The sequence below is a fragment of the Janthinobacterium sp. J1-1 genome (assembly GCF_030944405.1).
GTDB lineage: Bacteria > Pseudomonadota > Gammaproteobacteria > Burkholderiales > Burkholderiaceae_D > Janthinobacterium.
This window is the reverse complement of record NZ_CP132339.1, coordinates 4,301,180-4,326,270: the sequence shown is the minus strand read 5'-3', so window position 1 is coordinate 4,326,270 and position 25,091 is coordinate 4,301,180. Positions and strand designations below refer to the sequence as shown.

The window sequence follows — 25,091 nt, the reverse complement described above, 5'->3', positions numbered from 1 at the left end:
TGCACTTTTGACTATGTCTCCCGACGAATATTGCCAACAAAAGGCCGCCCAGAGCGGCTCCAGCTTCTACTACAGTTTCCTGTTCCTGCCGGTCGAGCGCCGCAAGGCGATCACGGCCCTGTATGCGTTCTGCCGCGAGGTCGACGATACGGTGGACGACTGCACGGACGAAAACGTGGCACGTACCAAGCTGGTCTGGTGGCGCAAGGAAGTCAAGTCCATGTACGAGGGCAACCCCACCCATCCCGTGATGCGCGCGCTGGAACCGCACCTGGCCGTCTACAAGCTGGAAGAAAAGCACTTGCAGGCAATTATCGACGGCATGGAAATGGATTTGAACCAGACCCGCTACCTCGATTACCAGGCCATGAGCCGCTATTGCTGGCATGTCGCCAGCGTGGTGGGCATCTTGTCGGCCAGTATTTTTGGCGCGACCCGCCCGGAAACCCTGCTGTACGCCGAGAAACTGGGCCATGCCTTCCAGCTGACCAATATCATCCGCGACGTGGGCGAAGATGCGCGCAAGGGGCGCATCTACCTGCCGATCAGCGAATTGCAGCAATTTAATGTCACGGCGGCCGACCTGCTGAACGCGCGCCACACCGAAAACTTTGAAAACCTGATGCGCTTCCAGGTGGCACGCGCGCAAAAGACCTATGACGAGGCCTTCGCGCTGCTGCCGGCGGAAGACCGCCGCGCCCAGCGCCCGGGGCTCATCATGGCCGCCATCTACCGCACCCTGCTCAATGAAGTCGAGCGCGACGGCTACCATGTGCTCAAGCAGCGTATCTCGCTGACGCCTATCCGCAAACTGTGGCTGGCCTGGAAGACCTGGATACGTGGCTAAGGCAGTCTTGCAAGCACTGTCGGTCGCCGTCATCGGCGGCGGCTGGGCCGGTTGCGCCGCCGCCATGGAACTGGCGCGCGCCGGCCATGCCGTCACCGTCTACGAAGCGGCGCGCACCCTCGGTGGCCGCGCGCGCAAGGTTGAACGCGAGGCGCAGGACAAACTCACTGTATTGGACAATGGCCAGCATATCCTGTTGGGCGCCTATACCGAAACCTTGCGCCTGCTCAAACTGTCGGGGCAAGATCCGAGCGATGTCATTCTCGACCTGCCCTTGCAGATGCGCTATCCCGACGGCAGCGGCGGCATGGATTTTATTGCACCGCGCTGGCCGGCGCCGCTGCACCTGGCGTGGGCCCTGCTGCGCGCCACAGGATTGGGGCGCGCCGACAAGGTAGCGCTGATGCGTTTTTCCAGCGCCATGCGCTGGATGGGCTGGCAACTGTACAACGATTGCACGGTCAGCGAACTGCTCGAACGCTTCGACCAGACCGACCGCCTGATCCAGCTGATGTGGCGCCCACTGTGCCTGGCGGCGCTGAACACGCCGCCCGAACGGGCCTCGGCCAAGGTCTTCGTCAACGTGCTGCACGACAGCCTGGGCGCGCGCCGGCGCCGCGCCTCGGACATGCTGATTCCGAAAACTAATTTAAGCGCATTGTTTCCCGAAGCCGCCGCCCGCTACGTGGAAAGCCATGGCGGGCAGCTCAAGCTGGGGGCCAAGGTGGTCTCCCTGCAAGCGTTGCCGGACGGACGCTGGCAGCTCAACCGTGCAGCCACCCATGACCGCGTGGTGCTGGCCACCTCCAGCAGCCAGGCCGCCAGCCTGCTGGCCAGCGTGGGCGATCCAGCCGTCGAGGGCGTGGTCGCGCAATTGCAGGCTTTTGCCTTCGAGGCGATCAGCACCTGCTACCTGCAGTACGACACCGCCGTGCGCCTGGACCTGCCCTTTTACGCCCTGGTCGATGCGCCCGAACAGGCGCACTGGGGTCAGTTCGTGTTCGACCGCGGGCAGCTCGATGCGCGGCAAGCGGGCTTGCTGGCGGTGGTGATCAGCGCCTCGGGCCGGGCCGCCGCGCAAGGCCACGAGGCCCTGGCGCAGGCGGTGGCGGCGCAACTGGCGCAGGTATTGCGCATGCCGCAGCTGGCCCAGCCCGCCTGGACGCAGGTGATTACCGAAAAACGCGCCACCTTTGCCTGCACGCCGGACTTGCCGCGCCCGGCCAACGCCACCGGCTTGCCGGGCCTGGTGCTGGCCGGCGACTACACGACCGGCGACTATCCGGCCACCATCGAGGCGGCCGTGCGCAGCGGCGTGCAGGCGGCCGCTCTCGTGTGCCAGATCAACACGCCTGCCACGAAAGCATGACCGCGTATCGCCCTGTGGCGTCGCTGACCCCTTGATTTGTGCAGCCTGTCGCACCGCACTGGTGCGTGCCAGGCGGTTTGGATACAGTCACATCATCGGCTACCAGGCCACCAACGCAATCAACCCAGGAAATACCATGAAAACCACGTCTTTCAAAACCGCTTGCAAAACCGTGCTGCTGCTGGGCTTCGTGGCGCTGGCGATGGCGATCGTGGCCGGCACCCATCAAGGCCAGGCGGCCCGGCACGCACCGTTGATGCTGAGCCAGGCAAGCATGCTGCTGCCGGCCTTGGGCTAGACCGGACGCCGGTGGAAACGGAAAGCACAGGAAACATCATGCATCAACAAGACTATCTCGACGCGCTGCGGCGCGCGCTGGCCGGCCTGCCGCCAGACCTGGTCGCCAAGACCATGAGCTATTATGAGCAGCGCTTCAACGAAGGCCTGGCCGCCGGGCGCAGCGCCCAGGAAATCGCACACGACCTGGGCGATCCGAAAAAAATCGCCCTCACCCTGCGCGCCAGCACCCAGCGCCGGGCCTTCGAACAGAAGAAAACACCGGTCAACCTGCTGCGCCTGCTGGTCTCGCTGGCAGGGCTGGCCATCTTCAATCTGTTCATGGTGATACCCGCCGCCGTCTATGCGGCGCTGCTGGCGACGCTGTATGCCGTCGGCCTGAGCTTTTACCTGGCCGGCATCGCCATCACGGCCAGCGGCCTGTCGGGCGCCAACGAACTGCTGCTCGACGGCCCGCTGCGCTACATGCTGATCCACGACGACGATGGCGGCGAAGGCGACGACCAGCGGCAGACCCGCATCACCATCGGCGACACCGGCATCGAGATCGACCACCTGCCCGGCCCGGTTGGCACGGCCCCGGACAGTCCGCCGTCGCCGTCTTCACGCGTGATCGAACGGGCCGAGGCGCTGGCCGGCAGCGGCATCCATATCTACACCGACCTGGACCAGGATGCGCGCACCACGCAAACCCTGTTCGGCATGGCCATGGTGCTGGGAGGCATTGCGCTGTTCCTGCTCAGCCTGGTCGTCACCCGCTACACCCTGATCGGCATCAGGCGCTATATCGCGATGAATATTTCCCTGCTCAAAGGTCATTAAGGAGACACGCCATGAAACGCCTGTTCAAAGTCGGCCTGTCCATGTTCCTGCTGGCCCTGGTCCTGATCGCCCTGTCCTACACGGCGCTGCGTGCCAAGGGCATCAGCAACCCCAGCAGTTCAGCGGGCCGCGCCGTGCGCGCCGATACCCGCCCGATTTCCGCCGCCGTGACCCATGTGGACCTCAGCGGCCCGATCGACCTGACCCTGCGCCGCGGCGCCACGGCGTCCCTGAAAGTGAGCGGCGAGCAGCGCCTGCTGGCCAATGTCGACACCACTGTCGACGGTTCCACCCTCCATATCGGCCCGAAAGGCATGCTGTTCCACCACCGCCAGCCGCTGCAGGTCGAACTGGTCCTGCCCGCGCTGACGGGCATCGAAGTCCACGGCACCGGCAACAGCCGCATCACCGGTTTCAGCGGCGACAAGTTCACCCTGGAACTGGCCGGCTCGGGCGATATCAGCTTTACGGGCCGCTACAAGCAGGTCGAAGCCAGTGTCAACGGCAGCGGCAACCTCGACATCAACGGCGGCAACAGCGACAAGGTGACCCTGGAAATGATCGGTTCGGGCCGCATCAGCGCCAGCGGCAACAGCAAGGTGCTGAACGCCGAGCTGAGCGGTTCCGGCGATATCGACGCCGAACACCTGGCCTCGGACACCGCCACCGTCAGCCTGCAAGGCTCGGGCCAGAGCACCGTGTTTGTACGCGACACGGCCAAACTGACCCTGCGCGGCAGCGGCGACATCCACGTCCACGGCAACCCGCGCCAGCGCGACGCACAGCGCACGGGGTCGGGCGAGATTACCTGGCATTGAACGGTTGAACTCCTGTTCCTGCGCAAAAATATGCGTACTGAAGTGCTTGCAGCCGGCTTGAGCACGTGTCTTAGGTCATATACTGGCCCATCGCAGAAGGAGAACTGCCGTGGGGCTGGTTTGTCGTCAGCATACTGATACCGTTAATTGCTCCCATACTCGGCATGCTGGTCTTGCAGCGCCTGCCATTGCCTGTCAATAATAGTCAGAAACACCTGTTAATCCCGATAAAGGATGGCCAACTTTGCTGGGCTTCTGTCGCCTTCTGCGCGCTGGCGATGTATGAAATCGCTGTGCCAAGTGCGCAAGGTCCACTGGCATCGGGAAACACCGTTCATTGGTTGAATGGCGGCTTTGTTCTTTTATTGGCGACCTCGGCGGTGATTGCAGCAGGTGGCGCGGTATTTCCCACAAAAATCAAAGCAGTCAGACGGAACAGCTGGCACAAACATTACCAGGCCCTTGCTACCTCGCTGGCCCTGACGTTTCTGTCGGCCCTCGCTTACAGCGTGGTACACTATGGCGTACTAAAGCAATGACCAACAGAAGGAGAAAATCATGACAGCTTGGGTGAAAAGTCATTTTATTGATCCGAAACATGCAATGACCGCGATTTGCGTGGCAAGTCTTTCCATCGGAGCAATCGGTTTTTCCATGGTCGTTCTGGCCGCCATTTTTGCTCGGTAATATTTAACGTTCGCGCGACGGTCATGGCGCTCGGTTTGATGCGCCATTCCCGTCCCGCTTTGCTTTTCACAAACCAGTTCAAGAACGGCCGGCATGTAACTGACGGATGCGTCGCACCAGACCGCCTGCCGCATAGGCCAGCATCAGCAAGCCAGCGCCCGCCACGCAGGCTGCGCGTGGCTCGGCCAGCACCGCCTGGCGCGACGACGGCATGGCCGCCACCAGGATCAGCGGCAGGCCACACACCATGACGGTCGCCAGATTGCGCCCATACTTGCGCACTTTCGAGGCCGTATCCGTGAAAATTTCCGGCGTCTTGCCATTGATGACCGGCTTGCGCCAGCAACGCCAGCCAGCCACGTCCACTACCCGTTCCCAGCCGCCATCCACAAACAGCTGCGTGTAGGCCGGATCGGCCTTGAAGGCGTGATAATCCCATCGGTAGGCCATCTGGGCCGGCTCGCCCCGCTCGAACGTCATCAACAGGCCCAAGGGGTCGGTGGAACGCAAGTGCAAGCCCTGGCGCGCCTGCGCCTGCAGCCACTGCTCGTGCATGCCGTCCTGCCACGTCCACCACCATTTGAATTTTTTTACCGCTTGCCCTTGCGTCGCTGTGCTCATGCCATCTCCCCCAAAAGTGCCAATGTGTTGTTTGCCGCGGCAGCCATGATGGCCAGGCGCCGGGCCTGCTCGGCCAGCACGCGCCGCCCAAGCGCCGTCATGCCATACACCTTGCGCCGCTCCTCTTCCCTCAATTTGAGAATCAGACCCTGCTTTTCCAGAGTGGCGAATGCGCCATACAGCGTGCCGGGTCCGATGCTGACACTGCCACCGCTGAGTGCATCGACCTTTTGCATGATGGCGTAGCCGTGCAAAGGTTCGTGCAGACAGGCGAGCACGTAGAACGTCGCCTCGGACAAGGGCAGGTAGCGCGAAAAATCGATATCATCCATAACACCCCTATATCGCTGTTCGCTATATCGATAGTCGATATAGCGAGACCCGATAGTAGCGCAAACGAGATTTTATTGTCAACTACATTATGAAGAGAGAGATTTTTCCAGCCACGCCACCGCCTGCTCCCCGGCCGCCTTGCCGCCGGCCAGGCAGGCCGTCAGCAGATAGCCGCCGGTCGGCGCTTCCCAGTCCAGCATTTCCCCCGCCACGAACACGCCCGGCATGGCGCGCAGCATGCTGCCGTCGATGCCCTCGAAAGACACGCCGCCGGCACTGCTGATGGCTTCGTCGATCGGACGCGGACGCGTCAGGATGACCGGCAGCAGCTTGATGGCGCGCGCCAGTTTTTCCGGGTCGGCAAAGTCGGCAGCGCTGACGCATTCGCGCAGCAGGCCGGACTTCACGCCCTTGATGCCGAGCCGGCTTTGCAGGTGACTGGACATCGAACGCGCGCCGCGCGGACGCGTCACTTCATCGAACACGCGCTCGGCGCTGAAATCGGGTACCAGGTCGAGCCAGATGGTGGTGCTGCCGTCACGCGCAATCTGCTCGCGCAGCGCCGCCGACAGCGCATAGATCAGGCTGCCCTCGACGCCGCCAGCCGTGATCACGAACTGGCCTTGCCGCTTGATCGTCAAGCCATCGCTATCCGTCGCGGTGATGGCCACCGTCGCCAGCGGCTCGCCCGCGTGCCGGCTGCTGAAATGCGCGCTCCAGTCCACGTCGAAGCCGCAATTGGCCGGGACCAACGGTTCCACAGTGACGCCCTGGGCTTGCAACAGCGGCACCCAGGCACCGTCGGAACCGAGCCTGGCCCAGCTGCCGCCACCGAGCGCCAGGATCACGGCGTCAAATGCCAGCAGGCGTGGGCCGTCGGGCGTGTCGAAGGCCAGCTGGCCGTCCTGCCAGCCCGTCCAGCGGTGGCGCATATGGAATTGCACGCCGCTTTCCCTCAGCCGGTGCAGCCAGGCACGCAGCAAGGGCGCGGCCTTCATGTCGGTCGGGAAGACGCGGTTCGAGGAACCGACGAAAGTATCCACGCCCAGGCCATGCACCCAGTCGCGCACCTGCTGCGGGCCGAACTGGTCGAGCGCGGGGCGCAGCCGGTGCGACTGCCGGCCATAGCGCGTGACAAAGCTCTGGTAGCCTTCCGCATGCGTGATATTCATGCCGCCGCGCCCGGCCAGCAGGAATTTGCGGCCGACGGAGGGCATGGCGTCGAACAGGTCGACCTGCGCGCCACTGCTGGCGGCGGCCTGCGCGGCCATCAGCCCGGCGGGACCGCCACCGATCACGGCGACACGAAAAGAAGGTAGGGAAACGGAAGACATGGGTATGGAAGGCGGCGATGAAAACCCCGGCATTTTAGTCGAGATTGAGCGGCCAAATGACGACAAAGCCGCAAATTAGTGCATACTGCTGCGACAAACTAGTTTTATGAAGATAAAACACAGGAGAGTGACATGGGCGCAGGTTTCTGGATTTCCCGCTATTTTCTGGCCAGCGGCATTTTATTCATCATCTTGACCGTGGTCGAATACAGCAAGGGCACCACCAGCCAGGCCGACATCTTGAGCGCGCTGGCCTGGTCGCTGGTCGCTTCCGCCATCTTTATCGGCTCGAAATACTGGCGCTACCGCAAGGCGGTGCAATGCGCCAGCTGCAGCGATACCGTCAAGCCACGCTAAGCCGATGCCGTCACCCGCCCGTCACGGGCGGGAAAAACGCCACTTCATCGCCATCGGCCACCGGCGTATCGGCCTTGCACATCAGCTGGTTGTGCGCCATGCGCAGCAGCTTGCCTTCGGCCAGCGCCTCGGCCCAGTTGCCGCCGCGCGCCACCAGCACGGCGCGCAGTTCACCCACGGTGGTGGTCGCTTGCGGGAGCTCCAGCACTTCCTGGCCAGTGCCCACCAGTTCACGCACGCTGGCAAAAAAACGCAGATTGATTTTCATCGACTTCCTTAATACAGCAATTCATTAAACGGGATAAACCGCAGCAGGTCGCCGCGCGCGATCGACAGCCCCGGTGGACAGTCGATCAGGCCGTCGCCCCACACGGTGGACGTCAGCACGCCCGAACTCTGGTTGGCAAACAGTTCCAGCTCGCCATCGTCGTTGATTTTCGCGCGCAGGAACTCGTTGCGCCGGTCGGCTTTGACGCGTTCAAACGCGGCCGCCAGCCGGTAGCTGCGCGGCGCCACGCTGCCGGTGACGCCCTGCAGGCGCAGGATAAACGGCCGCACGAACAGCAGAAAGGTGACAAAACTCGACACCGGATTGCCGGGCAGGCCGACGAAAAAGGCCTGCTCGACTTCGCCGAACGCCAGCGGCTTGCCCGGCTTGACGGCGATCTGCCACATGTTCAGCCGCCCTTCCGCTTCCACCGCCGGCTTGATATGGTCTTCCTCGCCGACCGACACGCCACCCGAGGTGATGATCAGATCGCTGCCCTGCGCCGCCTGGCGCAGCACGGCGCGCGTGGCCGCCAGCGTATCGGGCACGATGCCCAGGTCGTGGATCTCGCAGCCCAGGTTTTCCAGCAGCCCGCGCAAGGTAAAACGGTTCGAGTTATAAACGGCACCTGGCGGCAAGGGCTGGCCCGGCATGGCCAGCTCGTCGCCGGTGGAAAACAGCGCCACGCGCAACTTGCGCAGCACCGGCAACCGCGCCAGGCCGACCGACGCGGCCAGGCCCATTTCCTGGCTGCGCAAGCGCCGGCCCGCTTCCAGGATCACGCTGCCGGCGCGGATATCCTCGCCCTGGCGGCGCACCCATTCGCCCGCCTGCGGCAGATGGTTGATGGTGACCACGCCGTCGTTCAGCACGCACTGCTCCTGCATCACCACGCAGTCGGCGCCATCGGGGATCAGCGCGCCGGTAAAGATGCGCGCTGCAGTACCTGCCTGCAAGGGCTGGCCCACGTGGCCGGCCGCGATGCGCTGCGACACCGGCAAGCTGGCCGCGCCACTGGCGCAGTCAAGCGCCCGCACGGCATAGCCGTCCATCTGCGTATTGTCGCGCTCGGGCACGTTCAGGGTCGACGTCTGCGCCACGGCCAGCACGCGGCCGTTGGCATGCATGGTGTCGACCTGCTCGATTTCGGTGATTGGTCTGCAGGCGGCGGCCATAAAGGCTTGCGCCTCGGCCACCGACAGCATCGGTTTGCGTTCGGTCACGTCCGCCATCACAGACCCGTATGCCTGGCGATATACGCCTGCATTTTCGCCACGTCGGTGTCCATCACGACGAATTTTTGCGGCAGGTCTTCGATGTTCTCGAAGCCTTTTGGTCGTTCCGCATCCACTCCCAGGGCGTCGAGGATGGTTTCGTTGAACTTGGCCGCCAATGCCGTTTCCAGCACGATCATCGGCACGTTCGGCTCCAGGTGCTCGCGCGCCACCTTGATGCCGTCGGCCGTGTGGGTGTCGATGGTGATGCCGTAGTCGTCGGCCACGTCGCGGATGGTGTCCAGGCGGTCCTTGTGGGTCGACTTGCCCGACTTGAAGCCATACTTGGCCACCAGCTTGAATTCGTCGCCGTCGCTGCCCGGCTTGCCGGACAGGTCAAAACCGCCATGCGTATCGACCTTGGCGAACAGGGTTTTCACGCGCGCGCTGTCGCGGCCGACCAGGTCGTAGACGAAGCGCTCGAAGTTCGAGGCCTTCGAGATATCCATCGACGGGCTGCTGGTGTGATAGGTTTCGGACGACTTGCGCACGCGGTAGACGCCGGTGCGGAAGAATTCATCGAGCACGTCGTTTTCGTTGGTGGCAGCCACCAGCTTCGCGATCGGCAAGCCCATCATGCGCGCGATATGGCCGGCGCAGATATTGCCGAAGTTACCCGACGGCACCGTAAACGACACTTTCTGGTCGTTGCTGGTGGTCGCCGCCAGGTAGCCGCGGAAGTAGTACACCACCTGCGCCACCACGCGCGCCCAGTTGATCGAATTGACGGTGCCGATCTTCTGCCTGGCCTTGTATGGCAGGTCGTTCGAGACCGCCTTGACCATGTCCTGGCAGTCGTCGAACACGCCTTCGACGGCGATATTATGGATATTCGGGTCCTGCAGGCTGAACATCTGCGCCGTCTGGAACGCGCTCATCTTCTTGTGCGGCGACAGCATGAAGACACGGATGCCCTTCTTGCCGCGCATCGCATATTCGGCCGCGCTGCCGGTGTCGCCCGACGTCGCGCCAAAGATATTGAGTTCGGCGCCCGTCTTGGCCAGGGTGTATTCGAACAGATTGCCGAGCAACTGCATCGCCATGTCTTTAAAGGCGAGAGTCGGGCCGTTGGACAGCGCCTGCAGGATCAGGGTGGTCGAGCCGCCCTTGACGAGGTTTTCTTCGAGCACGCGCAGCGGCGTGATGTCGGCGGCGTTTTCGCCGGCGCGGGCATTGCGGTAAACCGCCTTGGTATAGGTTTTCGCGGTCAGCGCCTTCAAGTCGGCCGCCGGGATATCGGTGGCGAACTTTTTCAGGATTTCGAATGCCAGGTCGGCATACGACAATGTGCGCCAGGCATCGAGCTCGGCACCGCTGACTTGCGGGTAGTGTTCAGGGAGATACAGTCCGCCATCGGGGGCCAGGCCGCCCAGCAGGATGTCGGAAAATTGTTGCGGCTGTTGCGATTGCGATGGCGCTTGGTCAGCGCGGGTAGACACATAGTGCATGAGAGTAGAGTCCAGTTGGGCTGAGAGCGTTGAAAATGAATGGCAAACGAGCCGATATTATAGTGCGAGCGGCAGTCCATGGGGAATCGCGCGACGTCCGCCAAGTCAAGTGCTCAGCCATTCAAGCAAGAACTATTATCAAACGACACATCTTGTCGTATAGTAACTGTATGATGCGCTCTGTCTATTACCTCAGCCGAACTGATTGCGCACCAACATCATGCCCACCCTGATCCACCATATCGACGCCATCGCGCGTCAGCGCCAATGCGACGTGCTGTACCTGGAGTTCCATCCGCAAGACCATGAACGATATCGTTTGTATCACCATGAGGCCGACCCGCAACGCGACACCATCCTGGCGTGGCTCGCTGCCAATGGCATCGACTGGCTGCCGTGCGGACCGAATGCCAGCTCGCCGCTCGCCATGAGTTCCTGGCGCGGCCAAGTCTGTTTTGACATTGCCTATGACGAGGCACTGCCGGCGTACTGCCAGTTGCGCGACTATCTTGAATTACCCGATGGCAGCATGCGCCACGCCGGTGTGCGGTTCTGCGTGCAACCGCTGGACCACGCCATGAAAAATGCCGCCCATGACGAACCAGGCTACTGGGATCGCCGGGCCGAAGATTTCTGAAACCGCGCCATTGCCGATGATGCGGCGCACCCCACCAAAAACGACGATGGAATGTAGAACAGATGAATCGCGACGATTTTCTCAAGCAGGATGATATCAAGGGCTTTATCGACTGGCTGGCAGAGAGCTTGCCCACGCGGTCTTTTCAATTGAGGATGGCGCACAGCAGGTATGTGCCAGGCGGCCTGGCAGTGAAAGTCACCGGTCTCGAAGCGGTATTGCGCCACTATGTGTGGAGCACCAGATGGAAAGATGCGCGAGGAGTAACGGTAAAATCGGCCACGTGGGCTGAAACCCGTACATCGCTCAGCAAGCTGCGAGCTTGGCTCAAATCGGCTATGGCACAAAGGAATGAAGACCAGATGCTGGCCGCTTGCCTCGCGGTCTTGCGTTGGGGCGGAGTAAAGGGCGCTATTCCCTTTCTCAAGGACTTGCACGCGCAAGGCCGTCTGGTCGCCTATTTCACCCGACTGACCCCGTGGATGTCGCTCACCTCCGACACATCGCTCGATGCACTCAACGAAACCAGAATTGAGCATTTCGACGCAGGCATTACCAAGATCCATGCCCTGATTGACGACAGCGGATCACCCATTTACGACACGCGTGTCGGCGCCGCCATCGCCATGCTGTATGCCTTGTATCAGCGCCAAAAGGCGCTACCTGTACCGAAACATCAGCAACTCGCGTTTCCTTCCGGGCCAGCACGAGGCAAACAGTTGCGCAACCCAGTACATATCCATAGTGAACTTGCCAAGGCGCCGCAATTTTATACGTCGGCAGTCAGTGTGCAGGACTGGGCACAATGGCAGGTAAAACTCGGATGGATATTACGCGCCACGCTCGAGCGAGGTGACTGGTTCAGCACCCATGATACTGACATGGCCACGCGCTGCCATGCCTTTGAGGCATGCTTATTCATGCTGGGCTATGATTTGCGCTGTTTCGATTCGGTTTCTTGGGAAACCCTGCCAACCGAAGAGACAGGTAGCGGCTCTTGCGCGCGTATTTCTTTGCCTGCCTGAAAACAGGGAAAGTCAAGAAATCGCCCACAATCGCTGGCGCACTCTGTCCAATTGGGCCAAACTGCAACTTGTCCGCCTCGCGGAGGCCATCTGTGGAAAACACCATGCCGATCAGCAAAAAGCCCTATCTGCAAAGCGCCGCGCTGCGGCCCGATGCCGTGGTCGACCTGGAACGCTACCCGTTCACCATTCCGGCCATCCGCGATTTCGTGCAGATGGATTTCCATCGCGACGTGACGTTTTTCGTCGGCGAGAACGGCAGCGGCAAGTCGACCATGCTCGAAGCGCTGGCCGTGGCGCTGGGCTTCGGCAAGGATGGCGGCACGCGCAGCGTGCGCATCACGGCCGTATCGGACCAGGTCTCGGGCCTGCACGAACACCTGCGCCTGAGCAAGAGCTACAAGAAGCCGGACGACAGTTACTTCCTGCGCGCCGAGAGCTTCTTCAACGTCGCCAGCTACATGGACGAGATGCCTGCCGAATATTTGACCAGCTACGGTGGCAAGTCGCTGCACGCCCAGTCGCACGGCGAAGCCTTCATGGCCACCATGCTCAACAAGCTGCGGGGAAAAGGTTTGTATTTGCTGGACGAACCGGAAGCGGCCCTGTCACCGAGCCGCCAGTTGGCGGCGCTGTCGGTGATCCACCAGCTGGTGGAAGACGACTCGCAGCTGATCATCGCCACCCACTCGCCTATCCTGCTGGCCTACCCGCATGCCAGGATCTACATGTTTACGGGCGGCGGCATCCACGAGGTGGCGTATGAGGACACCGAGCACTATGCGGTGACGCGCGATTTCCTGAACAACTATCCGCGACGGCTGGAGCAATTGTTCGAGGACGAATGAAGGATCAGCAAGCCGCGTGATTGACGGTGATGACGTGCACGGCCAAGCCGCCCAGCGACGTTTCCTTGTATTTGTCCTGCATGTCCGCGCCGGTCTGGCGCATGGTTTCGATCACTTCGTCGAGGCTGACGAAATGGGTGCCGTCGCCGTTCAGGGCCAGCGAGGCGGCGGTGATGGCTTTCACGGCGCCCATGCCGTTGCGTTCGATGCAGGGGATCTGCACCAGGCCGCCGATCGGGTCACAGGTCATGCCCAGGTGGTGCTCGATGCCGATTTCGGCCGCGTTCTCGATCTGTTCGTTCGTGCCGCCCAGGGCCGCCACCAGGCCGGCCGCCGCCATCGCGCAGGCCACGCCCACTTCGCCCTGGCAGCCCACTTCGGCGCCCGAGATCGAGGCATTGCGCTTGCACAGCATGCCGATGGCGGCGGCCGTCAGCATGAAGCGGCGCACGCCGCCGACCGGATCGCTGGGGCGGCAATCCTCGGCGTAGTAGCGCAGCACGGCGGGAATGATGCCGGCCGCGCCATTGGTGGGTGCCGTCACCACGCGTCCGCCGGCCGCGTTTTCCTCGTTGACGGCCATCGCATACAGGCTGACCAGGTGCACGGCGTCGTGCGGCAGGTCGTTGGCGCGGTTGTCGGACGCTTTCGCGTCCTGCGCCTGGCGCCACAGCTTGGCGGCGCGGCGTTTCACATCCAGGCCGCCCGGCAGCTTGCCGGTGGTCTCCAGGCCGTGCGCGATACAGTCGCGCATCACGTGCCAGATGCGGTCCAGGCCTTCGTTCAATTCGGTTTCGCTGCGCCGCACTCCCTCGTTCGCGCGCAGCATCTCGGGGATCGACAGGCCGCTGGCCACGCCATGCGCCAGCAACTGCTCCATCGTATCGAAGGGGAACACCGGTTGCGCGCCAGGCGCCGCCGGCACCGGCACTTCGCCCGCCTCGCGAATAAAGCCGCCGCCGATCGAGTAATACACCTTGTCGACGCGCGTGCCATCGGCCAGCTTCAAGGTAAAGCGCATGCCGTTCGGATGTTCGGGCAAGGACTCGCTCTTGTGCCACAGCAGGCAGGTCGCGGCCGTAAACGGCACGGGATGAATGCCAAGCAAATGGATGCTGCCTGCCGACTCGATGGCCGCCAGCTTGGCGTCGACCGCATCGGGCGCCACGTCCTGCGGCGTTTCCCCCATCAGGCCAAGGATCACGGCCTTGTCGGTGGCGTGGCCGACGCCGGTCAGCGCCAGCGAGCCATACAGGGCCGCTTCCACGCCGATGACGTCATCCAGAGCACCGTATTCAACCAGAAAACGCCGCGCCGCCACCATCGGCCCCACCGTGTGGGAACTCGACGGCCCGATGCCGATCTTGAACAGGTCAAATACGCTCATATCCATGCGATGTCTCTTTATTGTTTTATCTATGTTCTATGTATTGGGTGTTTGTCGGATTACGCCGCTGGCGCGGCTAATCCGACCTACGCGGCCTGCGCGGCTTTTTCGGACTGGCCAACGTCCACATTGGCCAGCATGTCGGCCACCATCTGCTCGACGCCGATCCGGGCCGTCCAGCCCCAGTCCGCATGGGCCGTGCTGTCGTCCAGGCTTTGCGGCCAGCTGTCGGCGATCGCCTGGCGGCTGTCCGGCGTGTAGCTGATGGCAAAACCCGGCACCTTGGCGGCGATGGCTTGCGCCAGCTGGTCCGGATTGAACGACACGCCGGCCACGTTGTACGAGGAGCGGATCTTGATCGATTCCGCCGGCGCGTCCATCAGTTCGATGGTGGCGCGGATCGCGTCGGGCATGTAGATCATCGGCAAGGTGGTGGCCGCATTCAGGAAGCAGTCATAGCGCTCGCCGCGCAGGGCCGCATGGAAAATCGCGATCGCGTAGTCGGTGGTGCCGCCGCCCGGAGGCGACTTGTAGCTGATGATGCCCGGGTAGCGGATGCTGCGCAGGTCGACGCCGTATTTCGCATGGTAGTACTCGCACAGGCGCTCGCCGGCCAGCTTGCTGATGCCGTACATCGAGGTCGGGTCCATCACCGTCATCTGCGGCGTGTTGACCTGCGGCGTATTCGGGCCGAAGGCGGCGATCGACGAAGGCCAGAAGATGCGCAGCGGTTTGCCCGCCTCGCCACGTTCGCGCGCCAGCTCCAGGATATTGAGCAGGCCATCCATGTTCAGGCTCCAGGCCTTCAGCGGCGCCGCTTCGCCGGTGGCCGACAGCATGGCCGCCAGCTGGTACACCTGGGTGATGTTTTCGTCGGCGATGATCTGTGCCAGGCCGTCCTTGTCAAGCACGTTCAGCTGCGCATAGCGCTTGGCGTCGTACACGTTCTTGGTGCCGATATCGCTGGCGATGACGTTGTCCGCGCCGTGCTGCTGCGCCAGGGCGCCGACCAGTTCACTGCCGATCTGGCCGTTTGCGCCGATGACTAAAATGCGTTCCATGCTGTATTCCTAAATTTTTATTATTAATTGGTGGTCGTGGTGGCCTGGATCAGGCCCAGTTCCTTGCCGGCCTGCTCGAACGCGGCCAGCACCGTCACCAGCTGTTCGCGGGTATGTGCGGCCGACAGCTGCACGCGCACGCGCGCCTGGCCCATCGGCACCACCGGATAGAAAAAGCCCGTTACCAGCACGCCCAGTTCATACAGACGTGCGGCGAATTTTTGCGCCACCGGCGCGTCGAACAGCATCACCGGAACCACAGGGTGGGTGCCCGGCTTGATGGTAAAGCCGATGCGTTCGATCTCGCTGCGGAAGAAGGCCGTGTTTTTATGCAGGCGGTCGCGCAGTTCCGTCGACTTTGCCAGGCGCTCGAGCACCGACAGCGAGGCGCCGGCGATCGATGGCGCCAGCGTGTTCGAGAACAGATAAGGACGCGACTTCTGGCGCAGGGTGTCGATCACTTCCTTGCGTGCCGAGGTAAAGCCGCCCATGGCGCCGCCCAGGGCCTTGCCCAGGGTGCCGGTGATGATGTCGATGCGGCCCATCACATTGTGGTGTTCGTGCGTCCCGCGCCCCGTCGCGCCCATAAAGCCGGAAGCGTGGCATTCGTCGATCATCACCAGCGCATCGTATTTGTCGGCCAGGTCGCAGATCTTGTCGAGCTGGGCAATCGTGCCGTCCATCGAAAACACGCCGTCGGTGACGATCACCTTGTGGCGCTTGCCGGCGGCGATCGCGGCCTGCAGCTGCACTTCCAGGTCGGCCATGTCGTTGTGGGCATAGCGGTAGCGGCCGGCCTTGCACAGGCGGATGCCGTCGATGATGGAGGCGTGGTTCAGCGCGTCGGAGATGATGGCGTCGTTCTCGTCGAACAGCGGCTCGAACACGCCGCCGTTGGCGTCGAACGCGGCCGCGTACAGTATCGTGTCTTCGGTGCCCAAGAAAGACGAGATGGCCTGTTCCAGTTCCTTGTGCACGGTCTGCGTGCCGCAGATAAAGCGCACCGACGACAGGCCATAGCCGTATTTTTCGGTGGCGGCGATCGACGCCTGCTGCGTCTGCAGGTCGCCCGACAGGCCCAGGTAATTGTTGGCACACATATTGATCAGGGTGCGGCCATCGTCGCACACCACTTCAGCGCCCTGGCGCGAGGCGATCACGCGCTCGGGCTTGTACAGGCCCTGCTGGCGCAGTTGATCGAGGTTCTGTTGCAGACCGCTGAAAAAGGTGTTCTTCGCTTGCTCGCTCATGATGATCCTTGTGTCCGTGTTGTATGTTTCGTACCCGCCGCCATAGGGAAAGGCCGGCCGCTTGACCGCTGCGCGCCATATGCTGTACCGTGAAGCGCTGTTTGAAGTCTACACGTTTTCCGTGTTTCGCCTCAAAATCCACTATGTCGAACTGAAATTCAATATAGTGGATATTACCCAAGCCTATTGAACTTTGCAAGCCAACCGCCGATGAAAACCAGTGTTTCGACCAATTCTCCGCCCGAAGTGGGCGCCACTTTGCAACGGTTGCGCCTGGCGCGCGGCCTGACACTGGAGGATTTGTCGCGCATCGCGGGCGTCTCGAAGTCCATGCTGTCGCAGATCGAGCGCGAAAAGGCCAATCCGACCATCGCCATTACCTGGCGCCTGGCCAATGCGCTGGGCGTGCAGATCGGCGAATTGCTGTCCAGCGCGGAAAAAGCGGTGGAAACCATCCGCGTCACCGACGCCCACGAAACCCCCACCCTGCCCGGCGACCATGCCGGCTATGTGCTGCGCATCCTGGGACCGATGGAACTGGCAGGCAAATATGAATGGTATGAGGTGACCCTGGCGCCGGGCGGCGAACTGGCTTCGCAGCCGCACGACCCGGGCACCACCGAACACCTGACCGTCATCCACGGCAACCTGGAACTGGAAGTGGGCACAGCAAAGAAAAAGGTCAAGAATGGCGGCACGGCGCGCTATCCTGCCGACCAGCCGCATACCATCCGCAACCTCGGCAAGACCGAAGGCAAGGCACTGCTGGTTGTCATCCACCGATAGTTGCTGTCCAGCGGTGTGCAAGAAGCCCTTGCGCCCATGCTAAGATTTTGGAATAGACAAGCTTTCCACTGCCTTTCATGGAGCCTCCGCAATGACCATTTCCGACAGCACCACCACCTTCCACCATAAAAAAGTCGTGCAGTACGACCCCGAGATCGCTTTCGATCCCTCGCCGGACGTGGTGTATCGTTTGTCGCTGGAATATGACGACAAGCGCAAGATGCCGGACCTGATCGCCGGCTTCCTGGAAAAAGCCGACAAGAATGCGCTGGAGGCGCTGATCATCGGCATGTGGGGCGACCCGTATGAAGCGGGCGCCGACGAGGTGATCGCCGCGCTGGCCGGCCATGCGCCGCAGCTGCCAAAACTGCGCGCGCTGTTTATCGGCGACATGACGTACGAGGAATGCGAAATCTCGTGGATCGTGCAAGGCAGCTACAAGCCGCTGCTGGACGCCTTCCCGCAGCTGGAAGAGTTGCGTATCCGCGGCGGCAATGAATTGATACTGGAGCCGTTCGCGCACCAGAACCTGCGCAAGCTCACCATCGAATCCGGTGGCCTGGACCAGAAGATAGCCCAGGCCCTGGCGGAATCGAGCATGCCGAAACTGGAACACCTGGAGCTGTGGCTGGGCACCGACGACTATGGCTTTTCGGGCGACGTGGCGCTATACCGGAAAGTGCTGGCGCAACTGGCCACGCCGACCCTGCGCTATCTGGGCCTGCGCGACGCGCAGATCGCCGACGAACTGGCCGTCTGGCTGGCCAACGAGCCGCTGCTGGCCACCATCACCACGCTCGACCTGTCGCTGGGCACGCTCGGCGACGTGGGCGCCGAAGCGCTGCTGCACGGCACGCAACTTGGCAATTTGACCCTCCTGGACCTGTCGCACCACTATATCTCGGAAGCGAACCAGGAAAAACTCAAGGCCCTGCCGTTCGAGGTGGTGCTGGACGATCCGCAGGAAGACGACGAAGACGATGGCGACGTGTATCGCTACGTGGCCGTCGGCGAGTAAAGAGGGTACGCCTTGTCCGCGATGATCTTGCTGGCCACCGGTGGCAGCAAGCGCGTGCGCCTGCTGCAGGCGGCGCGCGCGCAGCTGGCGCTGCCGCCTGCCCGGGTGCTCGAATGGCGCGACTGGCTGGCGCAGCCGGCCTTGCTTGAGACCGCGCTGAGCCAGCCCTGCCGGTTCAAGATCGAACCGCCGGGCGACGATGCGGCAACGCATGTGCAGCTGCTGCACGACGGCTGCCGCCTGCTGGACCGCGCGCCCGTGCGTGCGCCCGAGCATGGCGAACTGCTGGCGATGGACGCCTGGTTTGCCGGTTTCTCGGACGCCATGGCGCGCCTGTCACGCCAGCTGGCCGCCCTGCCCCGGGCGCATGTTTTCAACGCGCCGGGCGAGATTACCCTGATGACCGACAAACTGGCTTGCCAGCGCCACCTGGCCGAGCACGGCGTAGTGATCCCCGCGCTGCTTGGACGTATCGACGGCTACGACCATCTGCAGTCGCTGCTGCACCAGCACGATCTTGATCGGGTCTACCTGAAACCGCGCTATGGCTCGTCCGCCTCGGGCGTGGTGGCCTACCGGCGCAACCGGAGCGGCCGCCAGCAGGCCACCACCTCGGCCAGCATCGTGCAGGTGGACGGCGCAACGCGGCTGTTCAATGTCAAGCGCATCGCGCGCCATGAAAACGCCGCCGATATCGCCGCCCTAGTCGACGCGCTGGCCAAGCAGGAATTGTATGCGGAAGCCTGGCTAGCCAAGCCGCGCTGCGGCGACAGCCATTATGACCTGCGCGTGGTGGCGATTGCCGGCCAGCCCGCGCACCGGGTGGCGCGCCTGGGCACGCAAATGATGACCAATCTGCACCTGGACAACCAGCGCGGCGATCCTTGCTCGCTGCTGAACGAGCTTGACATGGCGGCGCTGGAAGCGGCTACCCGCCAGGCGGCGCTGGCCTTTCCCGCCAGCGGCGTGGCCGGCTACGACCTGGTGGTGCGCCGTGGTCAGGCCCACGTGCTGGAGGCGAATGCGTTTGGCGACCTGCTGCCCGGCCTCTTGTGGCAGGGGCACGATACCCATGTGGCGCAGCTGCGGCACTTCCATCATGACTGAGCCGGCCATTCCCGACATGAACCTTGTCGTGGGCAGCCACGATATGGTCTTCCTTACCCTCGACACCCTGCGTTACGACGTGGCGCAGGCCCTGTTCGAGGCAGGCGAACTGCCGGTGCTTGGGCGCTTCCTGCCGGCCACGGGCTGGGACAAGCGCCACTCGCCCGCCACCTTTACCTACGCCGCACACCAGGCCTTCTTTGCCGGCTTTTTGCCGACGCCCTGCGCGCCCAGCCGCCATCCGCGCCTGTTCGCCAGCGCCTTTGCCGGCAGCGAGACGACGTCGCCACGCACCTTCGCCTTCGAGGAAGCGAGCATCCCCGAGGCGCTGGCCGCGCGCGGCTACCGCACCATCTGCATCGGCGGCGTGGGCTTTTTTAACAAACAAACGGCGCTGGGCCGTGTGCTGCCGGCGCTGTTCCAGGAAAGTCACTGGAGCGCCGGCATGGGCGTGGCCGGGCGCCATTCCACGGAAAAACAGGTGGCCTTGGCCACCCGGCTGCTGGCGGAAAACGACCAGCGCACTTTTTTATTCATCAACGTGGCGGCCCTGCATACGCCGAACCGCGCCTACCTGCCCGGCTGCCGGCTTGATAATCTCGATAGCCACGCGGCCGCGCTGCGCTATGTCGACCAGGCGCTGGCGCCGCTGTTCGACGCCTGCGCCGGACGTGCGCCGACCTTTGCCATCGTCTGCTCGGACCACGGCAGTGCCTATGGCGAAGACGGCTACCGCGGCCACCGCGTGGCCCACGACAGCGTCTGGAACGTGCCGTACGCGCATTTTTTCATTGAACCTTCACACCAGCATTCCCAGGGAGCCGCACCGTGAATCCATCCGAACAGCCGGGTACCCTGGCGCAGCGCATGCGCCACACGCCTTACCAGGCGTATTCTTATTCTTACCCGCACAAGGCGGCCTACCGCACACTGGCCCGGGCCACGCCGCTGGCGCCCATCTGGGCGCGGCAGGACCGTTCCGCCCTGTTCGCCTACATCCATATTCCGTTCTGCGAAATGCGCTGCGGCTTCTGCAATCTGTTCGCCATGGCGCGGCCCAGCGCCGAGATGGTCGAGCGCTATGTGCAGCAGGTGCTGGTGCAGATGCGCGCGATGGACGGCGCCCTCGGTGAGCGACGCTTTGCCCGCTTCGCGCTCGGTGGCGGTACACCGACCTATCTGTCGGCGTCGCAGCTCGACACCCTGCTGTGCGGCGCGCGCGATATCCTCGGCATCGATTTGCAGGCCACGCCGGCCGGCATCGAAGCCTCGCCCGAAACCATTACGGCCGAGCGGCTGGCCGTCTGCCGCGCGCATGGCATCGACCGGGTCAGCCTGGGCATCCAGAGCTTTGCCGCCGGCGAAATGCGCGCGCTGGCGCGGCCCCAACAAAACTCCACCGTGCGCCAGGCCATCGCCCTGATCCGCGAAGCGGGGTTTCCCACCCTGAACCTGGACCTGATCTACGGCATCGCGGGCCAGACGGTGGCCAGCCTGCTGGCGTCGATCGACAGCGCGCTGGCGTTCCGGCCCGAAGAAATCTATCTGTATCCGCTGTATGTGCGCGAGCAGACTGGCCTGGGCAAGATCGCGCGCCGCAAGGGCGCCGGGACCCTGGACCCCATCATGCTGGCGCGCGACGGCGACAGCCGCCTGGCCCTGTACGCGGCCGCGCGCGACCACCTGCGCGCCCAGGGCTATGTGCAGGTTTCGATGCGCATGTTCCGCGCTCCGCATGCGCCCGAAGACGCCGGCCCCTCCTACTGCTGCCAGAACGACGGCATGGTGGGCCTGGGTGCGGGCGCCCGTTCGTACACGTCGCAGCTGCACTATTCGAGCGAATACGCGGTGGCGCGCACGGAAACCATCGGCATTATCGACAACTACCTGGCGCTGGACGAAGCGCGCTTCGCACAGGCCGAACATGGCTATCGGCTGGGGGACGAGGATCAACGGCGCCGCTATGTGATCCAGTCGCTGCTGACGGAGCCGGGCCTGGACCTGGACGCCTACATGGCCCGTTTCGGCAGCGACTGCCTGCTGGACCTGCCGCAGCTGGCCGAACTGTTTGCGCTGGAACTGGTGACGCAGCATGGGCCGCTGCTGCGCCTGAATGACAATGGCTACTCCTACGCCGACACCATCGGCCCCTGGCTGGCGTCGAATACCGTGCGCGCGCTGATGGCCGAAAGCGGCCAGGCATGCTGACAGCGCCACCCGGAAGCTTGTCCCTCTTATACAGGGGTACGCTATCGAGCTGCAACTACGCCTGCGCCTACTGCCCCTTCGCCAAGAAGCAGGACAGCCGCGCCGTGCTGGCGCGCGATGCGCGGGAAGTGGCCCGCTTTACCGGCTGGGTGGCGCGGCAGACGCGCGCCATCAGCGTGCTGTTTACGCCGTGGGGCGAAGCGCTGGTGCGGCGCCATTACCGCAGCGCCATGCAGGCGCTGGCGGCCCTGCCCCATGTGCGGCAGGTGGCGCTGCAGACCAACCTGGCCGGCCCGCTTGCGTGGCTGAGCGAGATGCATGCTGCCAGCCGCGCCAAGATCGGCCTGTGGTGCACCTATCACCCGGGCCAGACGACAATCGCGCGCTTTGTCGAACGCTGCGCGCGGCTGGACGCCATGGGCGTGCGCTATTCGGTCGGGGTGGTGGCGCTGCATGCACACTACGACGCCATTCAAGCGCTGCGCGCGGCGCTGCCAGAACACGTCTATTTATGGCTGAATGCCTATGACCGGCGCGGTCCCGGCTACTACAGCGCCGAGGACCTGGAATGGCTCGATGCCATCGATCCGTGGTTTTTGCAGAACCGGCGCCCGGTACCGTCACGCGGCAAGGGATGCTACGCCGGCGAGACGGCGCTGTCGGTCGACGGCGACGGCGAGCTGGCGCGCTGCCATTTTTTGCCGGAGCGGCTGGGGAATCTGTATCAGGATAATCTGGCCGACATGCTGCAGGAACGCAGCTGCCCGCGTTTCAAGTGCGACTGCTATATCGGCTATGCGCAGCGCAAGGATTTGCCGTTTCAGACGGTGTTTGGGGACGGTGTATTGGCCAGGATTGTGACCATGTCGCCGTGTGACCGTAGGTCGGATTAGCGCTTGCGCGTAATCCAACACCACCAGAGGCGCTAATCAACGCCAACAATGTTGTCGGATTACGCGGGGCTGCGCCCCGCTAATCCGACCTGCGCTTCTTACTGCGCCGCCACTTTCGCCGGCTCTGGCGTCATCTTCAATGCCTTGCTCAAGAAGCCCCAGCGATCGGCCACTTCCTCGATCTGCTTGGCGGTCGGCTTGCCGGCGCCGTGGCCGGCCTTGCTGTCGATGCGGATCAGCACCGGTGCGGCGCCGCCTTGCGCTGCCTGGGCGGCTGCGGCGAACTTGAAGCTGTGGGCGGGCACCACGCGGTCGTCATGGTCGGCGGTCGTGATCATGGTGGCCGGGTAGCAGCCGCCGGCTTTCAGGTTGTGCAATGGCGAATATTTCACCAGTGCCTTGAACTGTTCGGCATCGTCCGACGAACCGTAGTCAGGCACCCAGCCCCAGCCCACGGTGAACTTGTGGAAGCGCAGCATGTCGAGCACGCCCACTTGCGGGATCGCCGCGGCAAACAGGTCCGGACGCTGCGTCATGGCCGCGCCGACCAGCAGGCCGCCATTGCTGCCGCCGCCGATAGCCAGTTTTGCCGGCGAGGTGACCTTGTTGGCCACCAGCCATTCGGCCGCGCCGATAAAGTCGTCGAACACGTTTTGCTTGTTCAGCTTGGTGCCGGCCTGATGCCATGCTTCGCCGTACTCGCCGCCGCCGCGCAGGTTGGCCATCACGTAGACGCCGCCCATTTCGACCCAGGCAAGATTCGCCACCGAGAATGCCGGCGTGAGCGAAATATTGAAGCCGCCATAGCCGTACAGATAGGTCGGGTTGGAGCCGTCCAGCTTCATGCCTTTTTTCGAGACGATAAACATCGGCACCTTGGTGCCGTCGCGGCTGGTGAAGAACTGCTGGCGCACGTCAAACGCGTTCGGGTCGAAATCGACCTTCGGCTGGCGATACACCGTGCTCTTGCCCGTCTTCATGTCGTAGCGGTAGATGGTGGCCGGCGTGGTGAAACTGGTGTAGGAGTAAAACGTTTCCGTATCCTGGCGCTTGCCGCCGAAGCCGCCCGCCGAACCGATGCCCGGCAGTTCCACTGCGCGCACCAGCTTGCCGTTCAGGTCGGTGATGGTGATCTGCGTCTGCGCATCCTTCAGGTAGTCGAGCACCAGCTGGTTGTTCAGGATATTGGCCGAGACCAGGGTCTGCTCGCTTTGCGGCACGATTTCTTTCCAGTCAGCCACGGCAGGCTTGCGGATATCGATGGCGATCACGCGTGACTTCGGCGCCTTGTTGTCGGTAGCGAAGTAGAACACGGGGCCGACATTGTCGATAAACGAGTACGAGGCGTCGAATTCTTCCAGCAGGCCGACGACCTTGGCGTTTTTCTGGCGCAAGTCCTTGTAGAAAATGCGGTTCTTGCGCTCGGTGCCTTGCGTGGCGGTGATGATCAGGTAGTTGCCGTCATCGCTGACCTTGCTGCCGCCGAACGCCCATTCCTTCTGGTCAGGACGGTCGAACACCAGCACGTCGGCGCTTTGCGGCGTACCCAGTTTATGGAAGTACAGTTTCTGGAAGTAATTGATATCGGCCAGCTTGGTGGCTTCCTTCGGCGCGTCGTAGCGGCTGTAGAAGAAGCCCGTATTGTCCTTGGTCCACGAGGCGCCCGAGAACTTGGCCCATTTGATTTCGTCCGTCAAATCCTTGCCGGTATCGATATCGCGCACTTTCCACTCGTTCCAGTCGGAACCGGAGGCGGCCGTCGCATAGGCCAGGAACTTGCCGTTCGGGCTGATCGAGGTGCCGGCCAGCGCCACCGTGCCGTCAGCCGACAGGGTGTTCGGGTCCAGCAGCAGGCGCGGCTCGTCCGTCAGTTTCTTCACCGTGTACAGCACGGCCTGGTTTTGCAAGCCATCGTTGCGCGTGTAGAAGTAGCGGCCGCCCTGCTTGCTTGGCGTGCTGAAACGCTCGTAGTTCCACAGCTTGGTCAGGCGCTGCTTGATCGCCTCGCGTTCGGGAATCGTGCCCAGGTAGGATTGGGTCAGCTTGTTCTGTTCCACCACCCAGTCATGCGTCTCGGCGCTGTTGGCGTCTTCCAGCCAGCGGTACGGGTCGGCGATGGTCGTGCCGAAATAGCTGTCCTGCTGGTCGACTTTCTTGGTGACCGGATAGGTCACGGCCGGGCTGTCGCCAGCCGGACAGGTCTGTGCCAAGGCATTACCACCGAAGGCGGCCAGCAAACTGAATACGAGGGTTGCACTACGTAATTGCATGGGGAGATGTCTCATTGTAGATGTCTAAGGAAGCAAGCCTGCGGCTGCCCATGTTGACTTTCGCCAACATAAATCATAGCGCGTATCGCAGTTTTTAATGCACAGTTATACCAGCGTTTCTCCATT

At 63.0% G+C, this 25,091-nt stretch carries 28 protein-coding genes; 18 read left to right on the top strand and 10 right to left on the bottom strand.

What is annotated here, in order from left to right; genetic code table 11:
• The first annotated feature begins 13 nt into the window (after nt 1–13).
• From hpnD to Q8L25_RS19760, 7 genes are all read left to right on the top strand, one after another.
• Complete coding sequence (gene hpnD / locus Q8L25_RS19790; RefSeq protein WP_308921008.1) at nt 14–847, top strand: presqualene diphosphate synthase HpnD; 834 nt, start codon at nt 14–16, stop codon at nt 845–847.
• On the top strand, nt 840–2,216 hold the full coding sequence (hpnE, locus tag Q8L25_RS19785; protein ID WP_308921007.1) for a hydroxysqualene dehydroxylase HpnE: 1,377 nt from the start codon (nt 840–842) through the stop codon (nt 2,214–2,216). The genes hpnD and hpnE overlap by 8 nt, the downstream gene beginning before the upstream one ends.
• 136 nt (nt 2,217–2,352) lie before the next feature.
• Complete coding sequence (locus Q8L25_RS19780) at nt 2,353–2,514, top strand: hypothetical protein (protein ID WP_308921006.1); 162 nt, start codon at nt 2,353–2,355, stop codon at nt 2,512–2,514.
• Between the two features lie 38 nt (nt 2,515–2,552).
• Nucleotides 2,553–3,335, top strand: a complete 783-nt coding sequence (locus Q8L25_RS19775) for an HAAS domain-containing protein (RefSeq protein ID WP_308921005.1) — start codon at nt 2,553–2,555, stop codon at nt 3,333–3,335.
• A gap of 11 nt (nt 3,336–3,346) precedes the next feature.
• Complete coding sequence (locus Q8L25_RS19770; RefSeq protein WP_308921004.1) at nt 3,347–4,153, top strand: head GIN domain-containing protein; 807 nt, start codon at nt 3,347–3,349, stop codon at nt 4,151–4,153.
• 164 nt (nt 4,154–4,317) lie between these two features.
• Complete coding sequence (locus Q8L25_RS19765) at nt 4,318–4,692, top strand: hypothetical protein (protein ID WP_308921003.1); 375 nt, start codon at nt 4,318–4,320, stop codon at nt 4,690–4,692.
• Between the two features lie 19 nt (nt 4,693–4,711).
• Nucleotides 4,712–4,840, top strand: coding sequence for a hypothetical protein (locus tag Q8L25_RS19760; protein ID WP_308921002.1), 129 nt, complete (start codon nt 4,712–4,714; stop codon nt 4,838–4,840).
• Nucleotides 4,841–4,918: 78 nt separating this feature from the next.
• On the opposite strand, the gene Q8L25_RS19755 is transcribed toward Q8L25_RS19760, so the two are convergent.
• The 3 genes from Q8L25_RS19755 to Q8L25_RS19745 all read right to left on the bottom strand — a co-directional run bounded on the left by Q8L25_RS19755 (nt 4,919) and on the right by Q8L25_RS19745 (nt 7,128).
• A complete protein-coding gene (locus Q8L25_RS19755; protein ID WP_308921001.1) occupies nt 4,919–5,461 on the bottom strand; it encodes a DUF2812 domain-containing protein in 543 nt (180 codons plus the stop codon).
• Nucleotides 5,458–5,793 (bottom strand): PadR family transcriptional regulator, encoded by a 336-nt coding sequence (locus Q8L25_RS19750; protein WP_308921000.1) that lies wholly within the window; start codon nt 5,791–5,793, stop codon nt 5,458–5,460. Before Q8L25_RS19750 ends, Q8L25_RS19755 begins: the two co-directional genes overlap by 4 nt.
• Nucleotides 5,794–5,880: 87 nt before the next feature.
• Nucleotides 5,881–7,128, bottom strand: coding sequence for a TIGR03862 family flavoprotein (locus Q8L25_RS19745; RefSeq protein ID WP_308920999.1), 1,248 nt, complete (start codon nt 7,126–7,128; stop codon nt 5,881–5,883).
• Between the two features lie 132 nt (nt 7,129–7,260).
• Here Q8L25_RS19745 and Q8L25_RS19740 point away from each other — a divergent pair, with 132 nt between their 5' ends.
• Complete coding sequence (locus Q8L25_RS19740) at nt 7,261–7,485, top strand: hypothetical protein (protein ID WP_308920998.1); 225 nt, start codon at nt 7,261–7,263, stop codon at nt 7,483–7,485.
• Nucleotides 7,486–7,495: 10 nt separating this feature from the next.
• On the opposite strand, the gene moaD is transcribed toward Q8L25_RS19740, so the two are convergent.
• The 3 genes from moaD to thrC are packed head-to-tail and all read right to left on the bottom strand — an operon-like array spanning nt 7,496 to nt 10,475.
• Nucleotides 7,496–7,753 (bottom strand): molybdopterin converting factor subunit 1, encoded by a 258-nt coding sequence (moaD, locus tag Q8L25_RS19735; protein WP_308920997.1) that lies wholly within the window; start codon nt 7,751–7,753, stop codon nt 7,496–7,498.
• A gap of 8 nt (nt 7,754–7,761) precedes the next feature.
• A complete protein-coding gene (gene glp / locus Q8L25_RS19730) occupies nt 7,762–8,985 on the bottom strand; it encodes a gephyrin-like molybdotransferase Glp (protein ID WP_308920996.1) in 1,224 nt (407 codons plus the stop codon).
• Nucleotides 8,985–10,475, bottom strand: a complete 1,491-nt coding sequence (gene thrC / locus Q8L25_RS19725) for a threonine synthase (protein ID WP_308920995.1) — start codon at nt 10,473–10,475, stop codon at nt 8,985–8,987. Before thrC ends, glp begins: the two co-directional genes overlap by 1 nt.
• A gap of 205 nt (nt 10,476–10,680) precedes the next feature.
• Here thrC and Q8L25_RS19720 point away from each other — a divergent pair, with 205 nt between their 5' ends.
• The 3 genes from Q8L25_RS19720 (at nt 10,681) to Q8L25_RS19710 (ending at nt 12,985) form a co-directional block, all read left to right on the top strand.
• Entirely contained in the window at nt 10,681–11,112 is a 432-nt protein-coding gene (locus Q8L25_RS19720; protein ID WP_308920994.1) for a hypothetical protein, read from the top strand.
• A 62-nt stretch (nt 11,113–11,174) separates the two neighbouring features.
• Nucleotides 11,175–12,137 (top strand): hypothetical protein, encoded by a 963-nt coding sequence (locus Q8L25_RS19715; RefSeq protein ID WP_308920993.1) that lies wholly within the window; start codon nt 11,175–11,177, stop codon nt 12,135–12,137.
• A gap of 104 nt (nt 12,138–12,241) precedes the next feature.
• Nucleotides 12,242–12,985 (top strand): AAA family ATPase, encoded by a 744-nt coding sequence (locus tag Q8L25_RS19710; protein WP_308920992.1) that lies wholly within the window; start codon nt 12,242–12,244, stop codon nt 12,983–12,985.
• 4 nt (nt 12,986–12,989) lie between these two features.
• On the opposite strand, the gene Q8L25_RS19705 is transcribed toward Q8L25_RS19710, so the two are convergent.
• From Q8L25_RS19705 to kbl, 3 genes are all read right to left on the bottom strand, one after another.
• Entirely contained in the window at nt 12,990–14,378 is a 1,389-nt protein-coding gene (locus Q8L25_RS19705; RefSeq protein ID WP_308920991.1) for an L-serine ammonia-lyase, read from the bottom strand.
• Nucleotides 14,379–14,458: 80 nt separating this feature from the next.
• Nucleotides 14,459–15,433 (bottom strand): NAD-dependent epimerase/dehydratase family protein, encoded by a 975-nt coding sequence (locus Q8L25_RS19700; protein ID WP_308920990.1) that lies wholly within the window; start codon nt 15,431–15,433, stop codon nt 14,459–14,461.
• A 23-nt stretch (nt 15,434–15,456) separates the two neighbouring features.
• Entirely contained in the window at nt 15,457–16,683 is a 1,227-nt protein-coding gene (gene kbl / locus Q8L25_RS19695) for a glycine C-acetyltransferase (protein ID WP_308920989.1), read from the bottom strand.
• A gap of 61 nt (nt 16,684–16,744) precedes the next feature.
• Here kbl and Q8L25_RS19690 point away from each other — a divergent pair, with 61 nt between their 5' ends.
• The 7 genes from Q8L25_RS19690 to Q8L25_RS19660 all read left to right on the top strand — a co-directional run bounded on the left by Q8L25_RS19690 (nt 16,745) and on the right by Q8L25_RS19660 (nt 22,695).
• Nucleotides 16,745–16,873 carry a hypothetical protein gene (locus Q8L25_RS19690; protein WP_308920988.1) on the top strand — a complete coding sequence of 43 codons (129 nt, stop codon included), beginning with the start codon at nt 16,745–16,747 and terminating at the stop codon, nt 16,871–16,873.
• A gap of 20 nt (nt 16,874–16,893) precedes the next feature.
• On the top strand, nt 16,894–17,469 hold the full coding sequence (locus tag Q8L25_RS19685) for a helix-turn-helix domain-containing protein (protein ID WP_102299134.1): 576 nt from the start codon (nt 16,894–16,896) through the stop codon (nt 17,467–17,469).
• A gap of 91 nt (nt 17,470–17,560) precedes the next feature.
• Nucleotides 17,561–18,487, top strand: coding sequence for an STM4015 family protein (locus tag Q8L25_RS19680; protein ID WP_308920987.1), 927 nt, complete (start codon nt 17,561–17,563; stop codon nt 18,485–18,487).
• A gap of 21 nt (nt 18,488–18,508) precedes the next feature.
• Nucleotides 18,509–19,594 (top strand): STM4014 family protein, encoded by a 1,086-nt coding sequence (locus Q8L25_RS19675; RefSeq protein WP_308925764.1) that lies wholly within the window; start codon nt 18,509–18,511, stop codon nt 19,592–19,594.
• Nucleotides 19,587–20,426 (top strand): STM4013/SEN3800 family hydrolase, encoded by an 840-nt coding sequence (locus tag Q8L25_RS19670; RefSeq protein ID WP_308920986.1) that lies wholly within the window; start codon nt 19,587–19,589, stop codon nt 20,424–20,426. Before Q8L25_RS19675 ends, Q8L25_RS19670 begins: the two co-directional genes overlap by 8 nt.
• Nucleotides 20,423–21,802, top strand: coding sequence for an STM4012 family radical SAM protein (locus Q8L25_RS19665; RefSeq protein WP_308920985.1), 1,380 nt, complete (start codon nt 20,423–20,425; stop codon nt 21,800–21,802). The genes Q8L25_RS19670 and Q8L25_RS19665 overlap by 4 nt, the downstream gene beginning before the upstream one ends.
• Before the next feature lie 17 nt (nt 21,803–21,819).
• A complete protein-coding gene (locus Q8L25_RS19660) occupies nt 21,820–22,695 on the top strand; it encodes an STM4011 family radical SAM protein (protein ID WP_308920984.1) in 876 nt (291 codons plus the stop codon).
• 98 nt (nt 22,696–22,793) lie between these two features.
• On the opposite strand, the gene Q8L25_RS19655 is transcribed toward Q8L25_RS19660, so the two are convergent.
• Nucleotides 22,794–24,965 (bottom strand): prolyl oligopeptidase family serine peptidase, encoded by a 2,172-nt coding sequence (locus Q8L25_RS19655; protein WP_308920983.1) that lies wholly within the window; start codon nt 24,963–24,965, stop codon nt 22,794–22,796.
• Between the last annotated feature and the right edge of the window lie 126 nt (nt 24,966–25,091).